Annotated in this window: 14 protein-coding genes; 7 read left to right on the top strand and 7 right to left on the bottom strand. The window is 68.7% G+C overall.

Annotated features, from left to right (window positions below; genetic code table 11):
* Positions 1-20: 20 nt before the first annotated feature.
* From ABNK63_RS00835 to ABNK63_RS00815, 5 genes are all read left to right on the top strand, one after another.
* Positions 21-290 (top strand): hypothetical protein, encoded by a 270-nt coding sequence (locus ABNK63_RS00835; protein WP_350016403.1) that lies wholly within the window; start codon positions 21-23, stop codon positions 288-290.
* Between the two features lie 71 nt (positions 291-361).
* Positions 362-841: a MarR family transcriptional regulator gene (locus ABNK63_RS00830; protein ID WP_204110184.1), complete on the top strand. Its 480-nt coding sequence runs from the start codon at positions 362-364 to the stop codon at positions 839-841.
* A gap of 37 nt (positions 842-878) precedes the next feature.
* Positions 879-2,345: an efflux transporter outer membrane subunit gene (locus ABNK63_RS00825; protein WP_350016402.1), complete on the top strand. Its 1,467-nt coding sequence runs from the start codon at positions 879-881 to the stop codon at positions 2,343-2,345.
* Between the two features lie 9 nt (positions 2,346-2,354).
* Positions 2,355-3,554: an HlyD family efflux transporter periplasmic adaptor subunit gene (locus tag ABNK63_RS00820; protein ID WP_350016401.1), complete on the top strand. Its 1,200-nt coding sequence runs from the start codon at positions 2,355-2,357 to the stop codon at positions 3,552-3,554.
* Between the two features lie 144 nt (positions 3,555-3,698).
* Complete coding sequence (locus ABNK63_RS00815; RefSeq protein ID WP_350016400.1) at positions 3,699-5,225, top strand: DHA2 family efflux MFS transporter permease subunit; 1,527 nt, start codon at positions 3,699-3,701, stop codon at positions 5,223-5,225.
* Positions 5,226-5,291: 66 nt separating this feature from the next.
* On the opposite strand, the gene ABNK63_RS00810 is transcribed toward ABNK63_RS00815, so the two are convergent.
* The 3 genes from ABNK63_RS00810 to ABNK63_RS00800 form a co-directional block, all read right to left on the bottom strand.
* The gene (locus ABNK63_RS00810; RefSeq protein ID WP_007808507.1) at positions 5,292-5,819 is read right to left on the bottom strand and encodes an acyloxyacyl hydrolase; all 528 of its coding nucleotides are present in this window, start codon (positions 5,817-5,819) and stop codon (positions 5,292-5,294) included.
* Positions 5,820-5,996: 177 nt separating this feature from the next.
* Positions 5,997-7,472: a pitrilysin family protein gene (locus ABNK63_RS00805; protein WP_350016399.1), complete on the bottom strand. Its 1,476-nt coding sequence runs from the start codon at positions 7,470-7,472 to the stop codon at positions 5,997-5,999.
* The gene (locus ABNK63_RS00800) at positions 7,469-8,863 is read right to left on the bottom strand and encodes a pitrilysin family protein (RefSeq protein WP_350016398.1); all 1,395 of its coding nucleotides are present in this window, start codon (positions 8,861-8,863) and stop codon (positions 7,469-7,471) included. Before ABNK63_RS00800 ends, ABNK63_RS00805 begins: the two co-directional genes overlap by 4 nt.
* A 149-nt stretch (positions 8,864-9,012) precedes the next feature.
* Between ABNK63_RS00800 and ABNK63_RS00795 the strand changes: the two genes are divergently transcribed.
* Together ABNK63_RS00795 and ABNK63_RS00790 are read left to right on the top strand one after the other, a co-directional pair.
* The gene (locus ABNK63_RS00795; protein ID WP_350016397.1) at positions 9,013-9,600 is read left to right on the top strand and encodes a DUF2239 family protein; all 588 of its coding nucleotides are present in this window, start codon (positions 9,013-9,015) and stop codon (positions 9,598-9,600) included.
* A gap of 60 nt (positions 9,601-9,660) precedes the next feature.
* Entirely contained in the window at positions 9,661-10,953 is a 1,293-nt protein-coding gene (locus tag ABNK63_RS00790) for an MFS transporter (RefSeq protein WP_007808499.1), read from the top strand.
* Positions 10,954-10,973: 20 nt separating this feature from the next.
* Here the strand turns inward: ABNK63_RS00790 and ABNK63_RS00785 are convergent, their stop codons facing one another.
* The 4 genes from ABNK63_RS00785 to ABNK63_RS00770 all read right to left on the bottom strand — a co-directional run bounded on the left by ABNK63_RS00785 (position 10,974) and on the right by ABNK63_RS00770 (position 14,074).
* On the bottom strand, positions 10,974-11,189 hold the full coding sequence (locus tag ABNK63_RS00785; RefSeq protein ID WP_056717678.1) for a hypothetical protein: 216 nt from the start codon (positions 11,187-11,189) through the stop codon (positions 10,974-10,976).
* Positions 11,186-11,611 (bottom strand): VOC family protein, encoded by a 426-nt coding sequence (locus ABNK63_RS00780; RefSeq protein WP_007808496.1) that lies wholly within the window; start codon positions 11,609-11,611, stop codon positions 11,186-11,188. Before ABNK63_RS00780 ends, ABNK63_RS00785 begins: the two co-directional genes overlap by 4 nt.
* Positions 11,608-12,087, bottom strand: a complete 480-nt coding sequence (locus ABNK63_RS00775) for an AraC family transcriptional regulator (RefSeq protein WP_007808494.1) — start codon at positions 12,085-12,087, stop codon at positions 11,608-11,610. The genes ABNK63_RS00780 and ABNK63_RS00775 overlap by 4 nt, the downstream gene beginning before the upstream one ends.
* 265 nt (positions 12,088-12,352) lie before the next feature.
* Positions 12,353-14,074, bottom strand: a complete 1,722-nt coding sequence (locus ABNK63_RS00770) for a lysophospholipid acyltransferase family protein (RefSeq protein ID WP_350016396.1) — start codon at positions 14,072-14,074, stop codon at positions 12,353-12,355.
* Between the last annotated feature and the right edge of the window lie 440 nt (positions 14,075-14,514).

Here is a 14,514-nt window from a genome sequence, read left to right as displayed (position 1 = left end):
TCTGATCCCGGAGGAAACCGATGCCCGTGAATACCCCCACCTTGCTGCGAACCCGGCCCACGCTCGACGCCAACGAGGCCTGCGTCACCTTCGTCGCCGCGGCGCAGCTGATGCTCGACCCCGCCACCCCCGAAACCCTGCGCCGCGAAGTCGAACCGCGGTTGCTGGCCCAGTTGCCCACCTTGCGGGCGCTGGGCGTGTTCGACCTGTTCGAATTGCGCGATCCCGCCTTGCGGGCCTGGCTGGCCGACGAGCTGGCGGAACTGGGCGGGGGCGGCGCTCGAGCGTAATTTGCCCGTGCAAGCATCGACGCAGACATATTTGCCTTGACAACTATAGTTTTGGCAATAGAATGCGCGGCATGAAGACCGAAGCCCCGCTTTTGCACTCGACCCCCGGCGACCCGGCACACCCGCCGAGCCTGGGCATGTTGCTGAACATGGTGCGCGCCGAAATCGTGCGCGCGGTCGAGGCCGAGCTGGCCAAGCAGGATCTGGACCTGAGCTTCACCCAGTTCCTGATCCTGAAGAAGGCCCATCAGCTGGGCGCGGTGTCGGCCACCGAGCTGGCCCGCGCGGTGGAGCTCGACGGTGGCGCAATGACGCGCCAGCTCGACCAGCTCGAACGCAAGGGCCTGCTGCGCCGCACGCCGCACGCACAGGACCGCCGCGCCCTGCGCATCGAGCTGACCAGTGCCGGCAACGCGGTCTGGCAGAACTCCGCCTCGTTGTGCAGCGAGCGGGTGATGACGGCGGCGCAGCGTTCGATGACGTCGACCGAGCAGGCCCGGTTGCATGACTACCTGGGGCGCGTGCTGAGCGCGCTTCGCGACAAGAACTGATCCCTCCCCCATCCCCCTCCTCCCCGGACTTCCACCCATGCGTCTGCACCTACTGGCGGCTGCGACCGCCCTGACCCTGGCATTGGCCGGCTGCGCCAGCAGCGGCGGCCTGCAGCCGGACGGCACGCCCATCGACGCCACCTCGCTGAAAGCCGGGCGCAGCCTCGCGCGGCTGGACCTGACGCCGGCCGCCTGGCCCGCGCAGGACTGGTGGCATGCGCTGGGCGACAGCCAGCTGGATGCACTGATCGATGAGGCGCTGCACGACAATCCCGGCCTTGGCGTGGCCGATGCGCGCGCCCGCGCGGCCCAGGCCGAGGCCGGGATTGCCGACGCGGCGCGCAAGCCGGAGATCAACGCCGGCGCCAGCGTATCCGGCGCGCGCATCCCCACCACGCTGATGCCGGCGGATGCCGGTGGCGGCCATTTCGCGCTGGCCAAGTACGCCGACGTGAGCTTCAAGTGGGGCATCGACCTGTGGGGCGGCAAGCGCGCCGCGTGGGAAGCCGCGCTGGGTTCCGCCCGCGCCGCCGAGATCGACGCCCGCGCCGCGCGCATCGAGCTGTCCGGCAACGTGGCGCGCGCGTATGCGCAGCTCGGCTATGCGTTCACCCAGCAGGATCTGGCCCGGGGCGAGCTGGAACGCGCCAACCAGGCCCGCAGGCTGACCAGCCAGCGGGTCGCCGCCGGCATCGACAACCAGATCGCGCTGAAGCAGTCCGATGGCGAAGTGGCCGTGGCGCAGCAGGATGCCGCACTGGCCGATCGCGCGGTGGACGCCGCCCGTTCCTCGCTGTCGGTGCTGCTGGGCAAGGGCCCGGATCGCGGCCTGCAGATCGACCGCCCGCACCTGCTCACCCCGGCCCAGCTCGCGGTGCCCGACAACCTGCCGCTGGACCTGCTCGGCCACCGCGCCGACCTGGTCGCCGCGCGCTGGCGGGTCGAGGCGGCCGGCAAGGACATCAAGGCTGCGAAGACCGAGTTCCTGCCCAACATCAGCCTGGGCGCGATGGCCGGCGTGATCACGCTGGGTGGCGGCAATCCGTTCACCCTGCCCGCGCGCTTCTACCAGTTCGGCCCGACGCTGAGCCTGCCGATCTTCGACGGCGGCCGCCTGCGCGCCAACCTTTCCGGCAAGGATGCCCAGTACGACCTGGCCGTGGCGCAGTACAACCAGACCCTGGTCGGCGCACTGAACGAAGTGGCCGACGAACTCTCCGCCGCGCATGCCGTGCAACTGCAGCTGGACGCGCAGCGGCGGGCGCAGACCGCGGCGCGGCAGGCCTGGCAGCTGGCCGAGCAGCGTTACCAGGCCGGCATCGGCAGCTATCTCGAAGCGCTCGTGGTGCGCCAGCAATTGCTGACGGCCAACCGCGGCGTGGCCGCGCTGGAAGCGCAGCAGGTCGACCTTTCCGTACAGCTGATCGAGGCGCTCGGCGGTGGCTTCCAGCCGCAGGCCGACGCGCCCGCCCCCTCCTCTTCTTCCCCCATCCCACGTTCCTGAGGCAGCCCCATGTCCAGCCCGACTTCCACTCCGGCCGATAGCACGGCCGCCACGGCTCCCGCCGCCCCGAAAAAGAATCCGCGCGGCTTCATGCTGCGCCTGCTCGGCCTGGTGGTGCTGCTCGGCATCATCGCCTGGGCGCTGTGGTACTTCCTCGATGGCCGCTGGTACGAAGGCACCGACGACGCCTACGTCAACGGCAACGTGGTGCAGATCACCCCGCAGGTGCCCGGCACCGTGGTCAGCATCGGCGCCGACGACGGCGACCTGGTGCACGCCGGCGACGTGCTGGTGCAACTCGATCCCAGCGATGCCGACGTGGCGCTGGCCGAGGCGAAGGCCAACCTGGCCAATACCGTGCGCAAGGTGCGCGGCCTGTATTCCAGCGTGAACGGCGCCCAGGCCGACGTGGCCGCGCGCAAGACCGCGGTCGACAAGGCCCGCGCCGACTACAAGCGCCGCGTGGCGCTGGCCAAGTCCGGGGCGATCTCGGCCGAGGAACTGGCGCACGCCAGCGACGCGCTGACCACCGCGGAGAGCGCGCTGATCACTTCGCAACAGCAGTACCAGACCAGCAAGGTGCTGGTCGACGACACCGTGGTCGCCTCGCACCCGGACGTGCAGGTTGCCGCAGCCAGGTTGCGGGCGGCCTATCTGGACGACGCCCGCGCCAGCCTGGTGGCGCCGGTGGACGGCTATGTGGCCAAACGCTCGGTGCAGGTCGGTCAGCGCGTGCAGCCGGGTGCCGCGCTGATGGCGGTGGTGCCGCTGCACGGCGTGTGGGTGGATGCGAACTTCAAGGAAACCCAGCTCACGAAGATGCGCATCGGCCAGCCGGTGGAGATCGAGTCGGACGTCTACGGCGGCTCGGTGAAGTACAAGGGCAAGGTGCAGAGCCTGGGCGTCGGCACCGGCAGCGCGTTCTCGCTGCTGCCGGCGCAGAACGCGACCGGCAACTGGATCAAGATCGTGCAGCGCATTCCCGTGCGCGTGGTGTTCGACGATCCGGCCACCCTGGACAAGCACCCGCTGCGACTGGGCATGTCGGTGACCGTGGACGTGAACCTGCACGACCAGAACGGCCCGACCCTGGCGCAGAAGTCGCCGACCCAGCCTGCCTTCAGCACCGACGTCTACAAACGGCAGCTGGTCACCGCGGACGCGACGATCAACCAGATCATCCACGCCAACATGGCTGGCGGAAAATGAAGCCCCCTCCCCTGCTCGCAGGGGAGGGTTGGGGTGGGGTTCGCTCTTGATCTTGAGGGAAGGTCAAGAGCGTCACCCCTCCCAACCTCCCCCTGCTTTCAGGGGGGGAGGAGCAAGCAAAAGCCCCATCACTGACCGACGCCGATGACCACCCAATTCCGTCCACCCAATCTGGCACTGAGCACGATCGGCCTGTCGCTGGCGACCTTCATGCAGGTGCTGGACACCACGATCGCCAACGTGTCGTTGCCGACGATCGCCGGCAACCTCGGCGTCAGCAACAACCAGAGCACCTGGGTGATCACCTCGTTCGCGGTGAGCATGGCGATCTCGCTGCCGCTGACCGGCTTCCTCACCCGACGCTTCGGGGAAGTGCGGCTGTTCACCGCCTGCACCCTGCTGTTCGCGCTGACCTCGTTCCTGTGCGGCGTCTCGCAAAGCATGGAGATGCTGATCCTGTTCCGCGCCCTGCAGGGCGCCGTGGCCGGGCCGATGTATCCGATCACGCAGAGCCTGCTGATCGGCATCTACCCGCCGGCCAAGCGCGGCATGGCGCTGGCGCTGCTGGCGATGGTCACGGTGGTGGCGCCGATCGCCGGGCCGATCCTGGGCGGCTGGATCACCGACAACTATTCGTGGCCGTGGATCTTCTTCATCAACGTGCCGATCGGCATCTTCGCCAGCATGGTGGTGGCCAGCCAGCTGCGCGGCAAGGTCGAGAAGACCGAGCGTCCGAAGATCGACTACGTCGGCCTGATCACCCTGATCATCGGCGTCGGCGCGTTGCAGATCGTGCTGGACAAGGGCAACGACGAGGACTGGTTCAACTCCACCTTCATCATCGTCACCAGCATCGTCTCGGCGATCAGCATCGCGATCTTCCTGATCTGGGAACTGACCGACAAGGACCCGATCGTCGACCTGCGACTGTTCCGCCACCGCAATTTCACCGCGGGCACCATCGCGCTGATCCTGGCCTACGCCGCGTTCTTCTCGATCGGCCTGCTGGTGCCGCTGTGGCTGCAGCGCAACCTGGGCTATACCTCGACCTGGGCCGGTTACGCCACTGCCCCACTGGGCGTCATCCCGGTGCTGCTGACCTTCTTCGTGGGCAAGTACGCCAGCCGGATCGACCTGCGACTGCTGGCCTCGGTGGCGTTCGTGGTGATGGGCATGACCTGCTTCATGCGCTCGGACTTCTTCATCGGCATCGATTTCTACCACGTGGCGATGGTGCAGCTGTGGCAGGGCCTCGGCGTGGCGTTGTTCTTCATGCCGATCCTGACCATCCTGCTGTCGGACCTGCAGCAGAACGAGATCGCCTCCGGATCGGGCCTGGCCACCTTCCTGCGCACGCTGGGCGGCAGCTTCTCGGCCTCGATCACCACCTTGCTGTGGGAGCGCCGCGCGGTCAGCCACCACGAGCAGCTGACCGAACACATCACCGCCTACGACCCCACTTCACAGGCAGCGATCAGCCAGCTCGGCCACGGCGACGCGCAGGGCGCCAGCAGCCTGATCAACAACATGATCACCCAGCAGGGCTACCAGATCGCGTTCAACGAGGTGTTCCATGCGCTGGGCTGGATCTTCCTGGGATTGGTGCTGGTGATCTGGCTGGCCAAGCCGCCGTTCGGTGCCAAGGCCGGACCGGCCGCCGGCGGCCACTGAGCTCACCGCGCAGGCGACCCGCAACAGCACGACGGCCCCGTTCGGGGCCGTCGTGCTTCCGTTGATTCAGATATCGAAGGCCACGCCGACCACCGCCATCGTCTCGCCGCGGTTCGGTCCGCTCAGGCCGCCGTTGGAGACATGGCGGATCGCCAGGGTGAAGTGTTTCGCCTGCCAACCCAGCGTGCTGACGAACTGGTAGTGGCTGGACAGCGCCTGGGTGGCATGGTTGGTGGCGGCCACCTGGAAGCTGGCGAACAGCGGCTGGTACCAGTCGCCCGCGTCACCGTGGTGGACGCGCACACCGGCGGCCAGCAGCGCCACCGAAGGACGGGTGGTGTAGGAGCTGTAGTCGTAACGATGCACGTCGCGGCCATCGATCCAGCCCAGCGACACGTCGGGCGACCAGCTGTAGCGGGTGCCGCCGATCGGTTGCGCCGGGAACACCGCCTCGACGAAGGCGGCATGGCTGCCGTAGCTGTCCATGTAGCTGCGCCCGCCCTGGATCTCGATGCGGGTGGCGGCCGTGGCGGGCACGGCGGCGGCAATCAGGCCGAGGGCGAGGGCGTGACGAGCAAGAGTGCGGAGGGACATGGGAATTCCGGGGAGTGGAAGGAATTAATGTACCTTACAGTTTACCAAACGTCGCGCGCCTCCCGCCCCATCGATTCGGGTGATCTCGGCAACACGGTGTTTCACCAGGCACGAAAAACCCCGGCACGATGGCCGGGGTCGGGTGAACGCCGGGTTGAGACGGCTGTGTCGAGACGGCTATTTGGCGGCTGAGCCTGGTTGCAGGGTCGGGCTGTCCAGATCCAGCGCGGTCGACTCCAGCAGCACCGCCTGTGGGTGCGTCTTGCGGATCTCCGCGGCGAATTTCGAGGCGTCGCCCACCACCACCACGGTGCCGGCATCAGCAGTGAGGTACTTGTCGGCGTACTTCTCGATCTGCTTCGGGGTCACCGCCTGCACCTGGGCGATGTACTTGCCGATCTCGTCCAGCGGCACGCCGTAGACGGCCAGGTCGCCGACTTCGTTGGCCAGCCCGGCGGTGGTTTCCAGGCTGCGGCCGTAGCCGCCGATCAGGGTGGCCTTGCGCGCGGCCAGTTCGTCGGCGGAAACCCGCGTGCCGCCGAGCCGCTTGAACTCGCCCAGCATCAGCTCCACCACCTGGGGCGCGGACGGGTTCTTGGTCTGCGCCGCGGCCAGCCACATGCCTGCGTCGTGCAGCGGCATCAGGCGGCTGTTGGCGCCGTAGGACAGGCCGCGCTTGATGCGGATCTCCTCGTTGAGGCGCGCCGAGTACGAACCACCGAGCACCGCATTGGCCACCGTGCCCACGTAGTAGCCGCGATCGGCCCGCGACGGCGCCGGATGCGCGGCGACCACGCCGGCCTGGCCGGCGCCGTGCTGGTCGATCAGCAGCACCGCGGGAAGCCGGCCGGCGTGGCTGCCGGTCGGTCGCGCCGGCAGCGGCGTGGCCGGCCTGGCCCAGTCGCCGAAGCTGGCCTGCGCCAGTTGCTGCGCCTGCGCCGGCGTGATGTCACCGGTGAGGATCAGCATCGCGTTGTCCGGGCGATACAGCGCCGCGTGCAACTGCTGAACGCTGGCCCGCGTGATGCGCGGGATCGAGCCGGGCGTACCGCTGCGCGAATGGCCGTAGGCGCCATCGCCGTACACGCCGCGACTGGCCGCGAACGAGGCCAGCGTGGTGGGCCGGCTCAGCATCAGGTGCAGGTCATCCAGCGCCTGTGCCTTCGAGCGCTTCAGCTCGGCCTCGCTGAAGTCCGGCTGGCGCACCACTTCGGAAAGCAGTTGCAGCGCCTGCGGCACTTTCGGCGTGGTCACGGTGATGCCCACCGCGCTTTCGTCCCAGCCGGCGCTGGCGCCGAGCGAGCCGCCCAAGGCTTCAGCCGCCGCGGCAATCTGCGGCGCGGTCTTCCCGGCAGCGCCCTTGGTCAGCAGGTTGGCGGTGAGGTCAGCCAGGCCGGCCAGGGTCGGCGGGTCCATCTCGCCGCCGCTGCGCACCACCAGCTGCGCGGTGACCAGCGGCAGGCCGGCGCGGCGCACGCTGATCACCTGCAGGCCGTTGGCCAGCGTCTGCGACGACGGCGTGGGTACGCTCAGCGTGGGTGCCGGACCCGGTGCCGGCGGCGTGGCCGGGAAGTCGGCGGCGAACAGGTTGCCGCTGGCGATCAGCGCGGCGGCCAGCGCGGTCAGGCGGAAGTGCTTCATCGGACGGCTCATTTCACTGCTCCCTGTGCGGCGGCCGGCTTGGCTGCGGCAGCCTGCGGCAGGTAGTCGATGGTGACGCTGTGCGCGCCGGTGACGTATTTCTGCAACACCCGGTGCACGTCTTTCTCGCTGACCTTCTGCAAGGCATCCAGGTCGGTGTTGACGCGCTCCACGTTGCCGTCGATCAGGCTGGCCTGGCCCAGGGCGAACGCCAGGCCCTCGGCGGTCTGGCGCTGTTTCAGCGCGGAGGTGAGCAACTGGGTCTTCACCTTGTCCAGCTCGGCGTCGGGAATCGGCTGGGTCGCCAGCCAGATGATCTCTTCATGCAGCAGCTTGGCCGCCTCGGCCGGCTGGTGGCCGCTGGCGAGGATCGCGTAGGCGGTGAACAGGCCCGGGCCGACGCGGCTGTCGGCATCGGCGCCCGCTTCCTGGGCAACCTGGTGGCGATACACCAGCGACTGGTACAGGCGCGAGGATTCGCCCTGCGACAGCAGCGCCGCCGCCACTTTCAGGGCGATGCTGTCGGCGCTGTCGGACGCCGGCGGGATCAGCCAGGTGATCGCCACGCCGGGCAGCGGCGCGGTCTCGCTGGTGACGGTGTAGTGCTGGTCCTTGCTGCGCGCGGGTTCCTTCGCGGTGACCTGCGGAATCGGCGTGGCCGGTTTCGCGATCCCGCCGAAGTACTGGTCGACCCAGGCATCGAGTTGCTTCGGGTCGAAGTCGCCGGCGACGATCAGGGTGGCGTTGTCGGGGCGGTAGAAGGTGCCGTGGAAGTCGATCACGTTCTGCAGCGACGCCGCTTCCAGGTCCTCGATGCTGCCGATGGTCGGGCGCTGGTACGGGTGCACCGTGTACGACTTCGGATCGATCGCGTTGAACAGCTTGCCGTAGGGATTGGCCAGCACGCTCTGGCGGTATTCCTCTTCCACCACGGCGCGCTCGGACTTGAAGTTCTTCTCGTCCACGTTGAGGTTGGACAACCGTTCCGCCTCGGCCCACAGCAGGGTCTGCAGGTAGTTGCTGGGCACGATCTCGAAATAGTTGGTGACGTCGTCGCCGGTGGAGGCGTTGTTGGCGCCGCCCACGTCCTCGGTCAGCCGGTCGAACTGCTCGGCGTGCATGTGTTTCGTGCTCTTGAACATCAGGTGCTCGAACAGGTGCGCGAAACCGGAGCGCCCCTGCGGGTCGTCCTTCGAGCCGACGTGGTACCACATCTGCACCGCCACGTTGGGGCTGGCGTGATCCTCCACGCTGAGCACCTGCAAGCCGTTCGGCAAGGTGCGCTGGTGGTAGGCGATCGGCGGCACGGCGAGTTCCGCGGCCGCTGACGGCAGGGGAATCGCGGTGGCGGCAAGTACACCGAGTGAAACCAGCAAGCTGGCCGTGCGCAGACGCTTGGTCATCCGTAGTCCTTTCGGGTGGAAAGCCTCAACCATACAAGGCGCACGCGGCGGGCGGGAATGCCCGGCCGCATCTCGCTTTTTACCCGGGCAGTATTGACAGGGGATTTGATCCGTATAAAATCCGCCAAACGAATTTACCCGGACAAAACATGTTGCCAACCACCTCCTGCATCGCCTTCGACGGCCCGCAGCGGATCGGCCAGGGCGCCCTGGCCGATGTCGCCCGTGCCGCCAAACAGCGCCTGGACGCGGGCGCCGCCGGACCGCTGCTGGTGTTCGACGAGCGCGACAGCCGGCCGATCGAGATCGACTTCCGCGGCAGCGTCGACGACGTGCTGGCCCGGCTGGCACCTGCCACACCCGCCGAGCCGGCCAGCCGCGGACCCGGTCGCCCCAAGCTGGGCGTGGTGCCACGCGAAGTCACCCTGCTGCCACGACACTGGGACTGGCTGGGCCAGCAACCCGGCGGCGCCTCGGCGGTGCTGCGGCGACTGGTCGAGCAGTCCATCCGCCAGGGTGGCGCGAAGGAGCGCGCACGCCAGGCGATCGAATCGGTCGATCGCTTCATGCGCGTGATGGCCGGCGACGAACCGGGTTACGAGGAAGCCTCGCGCGCCTTCTACCGCGGCGACCGCGAGCGCTTCGGCGCGCTGATCGCCGCGTGGCCGGCGGACGTGAGCGCGCACCTGCAACAGCTGGCGGCGATCGCCTGGGACGAGCGCGCGGACGCCGGCTGACCCGGGCGGCAGCCCATTGCATTTTCATCCCGCTCAGCCACCCGACCTGCGAACCCACCGATGGCCACCGCCCACCGCGATTCCGTTTTCGCCAACCACAACTTCCGCCTGCTGTTCGGCGGCAGCACGATCTCGATGCTGGGCGACCAGTTCACCCTGGTGGCGCTGCCGTGGCTGGTGCTGAAGCTCACCGGCAACCCCGCCGCGCTGGGCCTGGTACTGGCGGCGATGGCGCTGCCGCGCGCGCTGTTCATGCTGATCGGCGGCGCACTGGTGGACCGGCTGTCGCCGCGCCGCGTGCTGCTGGCCGCGCGCGGGGTGAACGCGCTGCTGGTGGCGCTGCTGGCCGCGCTGGTGCTGCTGGGCGACATCCGCATGTGGCTGGTGTACCTGATCGCGCTGGGCATCGGCCTGTCCACCGCGTTCGCCTACCCGGCCGGCTCGGCAATCCTGCCGCAACTGGTGCGCAAGGATCAGCTGCAACCGGCCAACGCGCTGGTGATGGGCATGCGCCAGCTCAGCATGTTCGTCGGCCCGGCGCTGGCCGGCGTGGTGATCAGCGTGGGCACGCACGGCGCACAGCCGCAGGCCATGCAGGATGCCGAAGGGCTGGGCCTGGCATTCGCCGTCGACGCGGTCAGCTTCGCCTTCTCGCTGGCATCGCTGCTGCTGATCCGCGTGCACAGCGACTTCGATCCGAAACCCGCCGCGGGCGGCGTGCTGGCCAACGTGGCCAGCGGCGTGCGGATGATCTGGGCCGACCTGCCGCTGCGCGCGTTCATGCTCTACGCGGCGGTGGTCTCGGTGTTCGTCGGCGGCCCGCTGCAGGTGGGCTTGCCGGTGCTGGCCGATACGCGGATGGATCTGGGCGCCGCCTCGCTGGGCATCCTGATGACTGCCAACGGCGGCGGCATGCTGCTGGGCAGTTTCCTGTCCGGCCACGCCAGCCGCATCATGCGCGGCCGCCTCGGCCTGATGGTGCTGACCATCGACAGCCTCGCCGGCCTGGCCCTGGCCACGTTGGCGCTGGTGCATGCGACGGTCACCGGCGCGGTGCTGCTGGCCGCCACCGGCGTGCTCGCCGGCATCGCGCAGATCGCCATCGTCAGCTGGATCCAGCGCCGGGTGGCGCCGGAGATGATGGGCCGCGCCATGAGCGTGCTGATGTTCACCTTCATGGGCCTGGGGCCGATCTCGGCCGCGATCGCCGGCAGCCTGCTCAGGTTGATCCCGCTCACCGACCTGTTCGCCGGCGCCGGCCTGCTGCTCACCGCGATCGCCCTGACCTGCATGCGCAGCCCGGCGCTGCGCAGCATCGGGATGGAGCGACCCGCGCCGGTGGCGGCCGGCTGAAGCGACCGCGTGCTACGGCCTCACGCCTTGATACGCCGCCTCGCGGCATACGGCAGCGCGAACAGGTACAGGCCGCTGAACAACTGCGCGAACAGCGGCGGCAGCGGCGAGTAGGTCAGCCACGCCGGCGGTTCGTGCGGGCTCATGCCGCGCCAGGCGAAGTTCGCGATCACGGTGAGGGTGAACACGATCGACAGCCAGCGATGGCTCTGGCGGATCCACTGGCTCGCGCTCATGCCGCCCCCTGCGCCGACGCCTTCGCCTCGATCATCTTCCAGCCATTGCCCGAGGGATCGCGGAAGCCCGCGTCGACGGTGCCGTAGCGGCTGGTGGGTTCCTGGGTGAATTCCACGCCCAGCGCCTGCAGCCGCTCGAAGGCCGCCCGGCAGTCGTCCACCACCAGCACCAGCGGCGGCATCGCGCCCTTGGCCACCATTTCGCAGAGCGTCTGCGCGGTCGCCGCGTCATGCATCGGCGGCCCCGGCCGGAACAGGCCGAGCTGGAACGAGGGCTGCTCCGGATGCCGCACGGTCAGCCAGCGATAGTCGCCGTTGCGCGCATCGGCATGGACGACAAAGCCCAGCTTCCCGACATAGAACGCGAGCGCCTCATCCTGGTCACGGACATACAGTCCGGCTACATCGACACCTTGGGTCATGGTGGAACCTCCGTGGATTGGAGTGCCTTTTTACCGGCCACCGCGCTGCGCCGCTTCTCCGAAACTGCGCTCTTGAGATCGGGCCGATGCGCGGCGCGCACGATGCACTCCGGAACACGCCCGTGCCCGTGCGGCATCGCCCGCTGGCGTGCGCGGAACTCCCCCGGGCTCTCGCCGGTGATGTCGCGGAAGATCCGCCCGAAGGTGCCGATGCTGCTCCAGCCAGTCTGCAGCGCGATCTCGGTGACGGCCATATCGGTATCGCGCAGCAACGCCGTGGCGCGCTCGATGCGCCGGGTGAGCAGATAGCGGTGCGGCGGCATGCCGAACGCACCCCGGAACGAGCGCGCAAAATGCGCTGCCGACACCGCGCTTACCTGCGCCAGCCGACGCACCGGCCACTCTTCGTGGGGTGACCCATCCATCCGGTCCTTCGCCCGCAGCAGACGCCGCAACAGTTCGGGACTCTGGCCCATGTGCCCTCGCCAATCTCGTGAACGCAGCAGAGCCTACAACGCGGACCATGCCTGGCAAGGTGGCGGAAGCAGACCCTGAGCACGAATTGCGCAAGTCCGCGTGTCGCGCCATGCCAGTTCCCCCGGCCGGCAGCCATGGCCGCCGACCGCGAGATGGGCAGGCGCGATCAGGCGCAGATGCTGTCGGTGCGTTCCGGCCTGGCGATCCGACGCCGCCGCTATGGCAAGGACCGGGGCGTCGCGATTTCAGGGGCGGTTCCGGATGTCAGGCGGCGCCGGCCGGCTTGCCCAGATAGCGTGCCCGCTTGGCGGGCTTGAGCGCCGCCAGGTCCAGCATCACCAGTCCGTCGACGCAGCCGGAGAAACCGGGGTCTTCGCCGAAGTCCAGGAACTGCACGCCCGACGGCTCGACCAGGTCGACATACTGGCGATACAGCACCGGCAGGCTCACGCCCAGCGCATCCAGATGATGCTTCAGCTTGCCCAGGCCGGCGGGAGCGTCCAGTCCTTCCAGCGCCTGTCGCACGCCCTGGCTGACTTCCGCGGAGATCACGAACGGCTGCCTGGCCGCCGCCAGCCCCGGCGCACCGAAATAGTGCTGGTGCGCGGCGGCGATCCATTCGCGCGCCTCGCGCGGCAGGCTGACCGACATGCTCACCGGGCCGAACAGGTAACGCAGCCCGGGGTGGCGTTGCAGGTACAGGCCGATGCCCTGCCACAACTGGTCCAGCGCGCGCGAACGCCAGTACGCCGGCGCAATGAAACTGCGCCCCAGTTCCAGTCCCTGCGCCAGCCGCGATTCCAGCGCCGGCGAATAGTCGAACAGGCCGGAGGTATAAAGGCCCTGCATGCCCCGTTCGGCCAGCAGCTTGCCGCCATGGCCAAACCGGTACGACCCGGCGATGCGCAACGCCTTGCCGTCCCACAACACCAGATGCTCGTAGTGCGGATCGAACGCATCCAGGTCGCGACGCGCACCCACGCCCTCGCCGACCTTGCGGAAGGTCAGCTCGCGCAGGCGGCCGATCTCGCGCAGCACCGCGCTGTCGGCACTGCCCTTGAGCAACAGCAGTTGCTTGCCATCGTTGAGTTCGGCCAGCAGCTCGGCACGCGCCAGTTCGGCCGCCACCTGCCCGGCCGGCTCCGGATGCGCCAGCGGCGCCTGGCCACCGAAGATCAGCCCACGATGCCGGCCGACCCGATACACATGCCGTCGCATCAACCTGGCCGCCTGCGTCGGCGAGCCACCGCTGCGCTGTGCAAGCTCGCTCGCCGCCACCAGCGCGCCGATGCTGAAACCGATGCGCCGGCTGCCCGGCGCCACCGCCTCGCGGGGCAGCATCGCCGTGCTCAGCGGCCTGGCCAGCATCGACATGCCGTAGAACATCGTCGAATTGCGCGCGGCCACGTGCACCGGCAACACCGGTACATTTCGCCGCAATGCCAGCCGCGCAAAACCGTCCGACCAGCGCCCGTCGCGCACGCCATCGGGGCGCATCCGCGACACCTCGCCAGCGGGAAAGATGATCAGCGCCTGGCCATCGTCGAGCGCACGGTAGATCCCGCGCAGCTGCGATGCCGCACCCTTGCCGAACACATCCACCGGCAGCAGCAGCCGACCCAGTTGCGGCACCGTCGCCAGCCAGTCGTTGCCGAGGATGCGCACGTCAGGGCGCACCGAACCGATCAGCTGCAGCAGCGCCAGTGCGTCCTGCATCCCCAGCGGATGATTGGCCACCACCAGCAGCGCACCCTCCAGCGGGATGTGTTCGCGTTCGCGCAGGTTGAGCTGACAGCTGGTGCCCAGCACATCCAGCACCCGCTCGACAAAATCGAAACCCTCGGCCGTGCCGACCCGGCTCAGCACGCGATTGAAACCGTCCTCGTCGGCCAGCCGCCCGAGCATGCCCGACACCGGGCGACGGATGGCCGGATACCGCGCGAGCCACGGCAGGCGCTCGACCAGTGACTGCTCGATACTCAGCATGGCGGTGTCCTCGAATCGACTGCCGCCATCGTGCAGGGGGATTGTGACAATCGGTCGGTGAGGCGGCCAAGCAGGCGGCGCTTGCAGCGGCGCGTCGGCGGCAGGCCCGAGCATTGCGTTCATTGCCTGGCGCAGCACGTGAAGAGCGACTGAGCTTTGCCCGCTATCGTGAACAACCCGTGGGCCGCGCTTCGTACGGCGGAGCGGCACTCACGATGATCTGCCAGCCTTCAACCAGTCGGACCGCAAGCACGTTCGCGAAACGAGAAGCGGCTTGGTCCGGTGATGAAGGGGCCGTCTTCAACGAACTCATGCGCTCGACGCCACCGCCCCTCCTCACCGGGTTTCTTGATCCAAAAAAAGCCGCCGGGGTTACCGGCGGCTCAACTCTGGGCAGCGTGCCGGGGGTTGCCCCCCGGCGGTGTTGAATTACAGCGAGA

Origin of the sequence: Rhodanobacter sp. IGA1.0 (assembly GCF_040208325.1) — a bacterium.
Taxonomy (GTDB): domain Bacteria; phylum Pseudomonadota; class Gammaproteobacteria; order Xanthomonadales; family Rhodanobacteraceae; genus Rhodanobacter; species Rhodanobacter spathiphylli.
The sequence above is the reverse complement of the archived record's forward strand: the minus strand, read 5'-3'. Positions and strand labels throughout refer to the sequence as shown.

Excerpts from the sequence above, each read along its gene's own strand:
- ABNK63_RS00835 (WP_350016403.1), top strand. The coding sequence starts at position 21 with ATGCCCGTGAATACCCCCACCTTGCTGCGAACCCGGCCCACGCTCGAC.
- ABNK63_RS00830 (WP_204110184.1), top strand. The coding sequence starts at position 362 with ATGAAGACCGAAGCCCCGCTTTTGCACTCGACCCCCGGCGACCCGGCA.
- ABNK63_RS00825 (WP_350016402.1), top strand. The coding sequence starts at position 879 with ATGCGTCTGCACCTACTGGCGGCTGCGACCGCCCTGACCCTGGCATTG.
- ABNK63_RS00820 (WP_350016401.1), top strand. The coding sequence starts at position 2,355 with ATGTCCAGCCCGACTTCCACTCCGGCCGATAGCACGGCCGCCACGGCT.
- ABNK63_RS00815 (WP_350016400.1), top strand. The coding sequence starts at position 3,699 with ATGACCACCCAATTCCGTCCACCCAATCTGGCACTGAGCACGATCGGC.
- ABNK63_RS00810 (WP_007808507.1), bottom strand. The coding sequence starts at position 5,819 with ATGTCCCTCCGCACTCTTGCTCGTCACGCCCTCGCCCTCGGCCTGATT.
- ABNK63_RS00805 (WP_350016399.1), bottom strand. The coding sequence starts at position 7,472 with ATGAGCCGTCCGATGAAGCACTTCCGCCTGACCGCGCTGGCCGCCGCG.
- ABNK63_RS00800 (WP_350016398.1), bottom strand. The coding sequence starts at position 8,863 with ATGACCAAGCGTCTGCGCACGGCCAGCTTGCTGGTTTCACTCGGTGTA.
- ABNK63_RS00795 (WP_350016397.1), top strand. The coding sequence starts at position 9,013 with ATGTTGCCAACCACCTCCTGCATCGCCTTCGACGGCCCGCAGCGGATC.
- ABNK63_RS00790 (WP_007808499.1), top strand. The coding sequence starts at position 9,661 with ATGGCCACCGCCCACCGCGATTCCGTTTTCGCCAACCACAACTTCCGC.
- ABNK63_RS00785 (WP_056717678.1), bottom strand. The coding sequence starts at position 11,189 with ATGAGCGCGAGCCAGTGGATCCGCCAGAGCCATCGCTGGCTGTCGATC.
- ABNK63_RS00780 (WP_007808496.1), bottom strand. The coding sequence starts at position 11,611 with ATGACCCAAGGTGTCGATGTAGCCGGACTGTATGTCCGTGACCAGGAT.
- ABNK63_RS00775 (WP_007808494.1), bottom strand. The coding sequence starts at position 12,087 with ATGGGCCAGAGTCCCGAACTGTTGCGGCGTCTGCTGCGGGCGAAGGAC.
- ABNK63_RS00770 (WP_350016396.1), bottom strand. The coding sequence starts at position 14,074 with ATGCTGAGTATCGAGCAGTCACTGGTCGAGCGCCTGCCGTGGCTCGCG.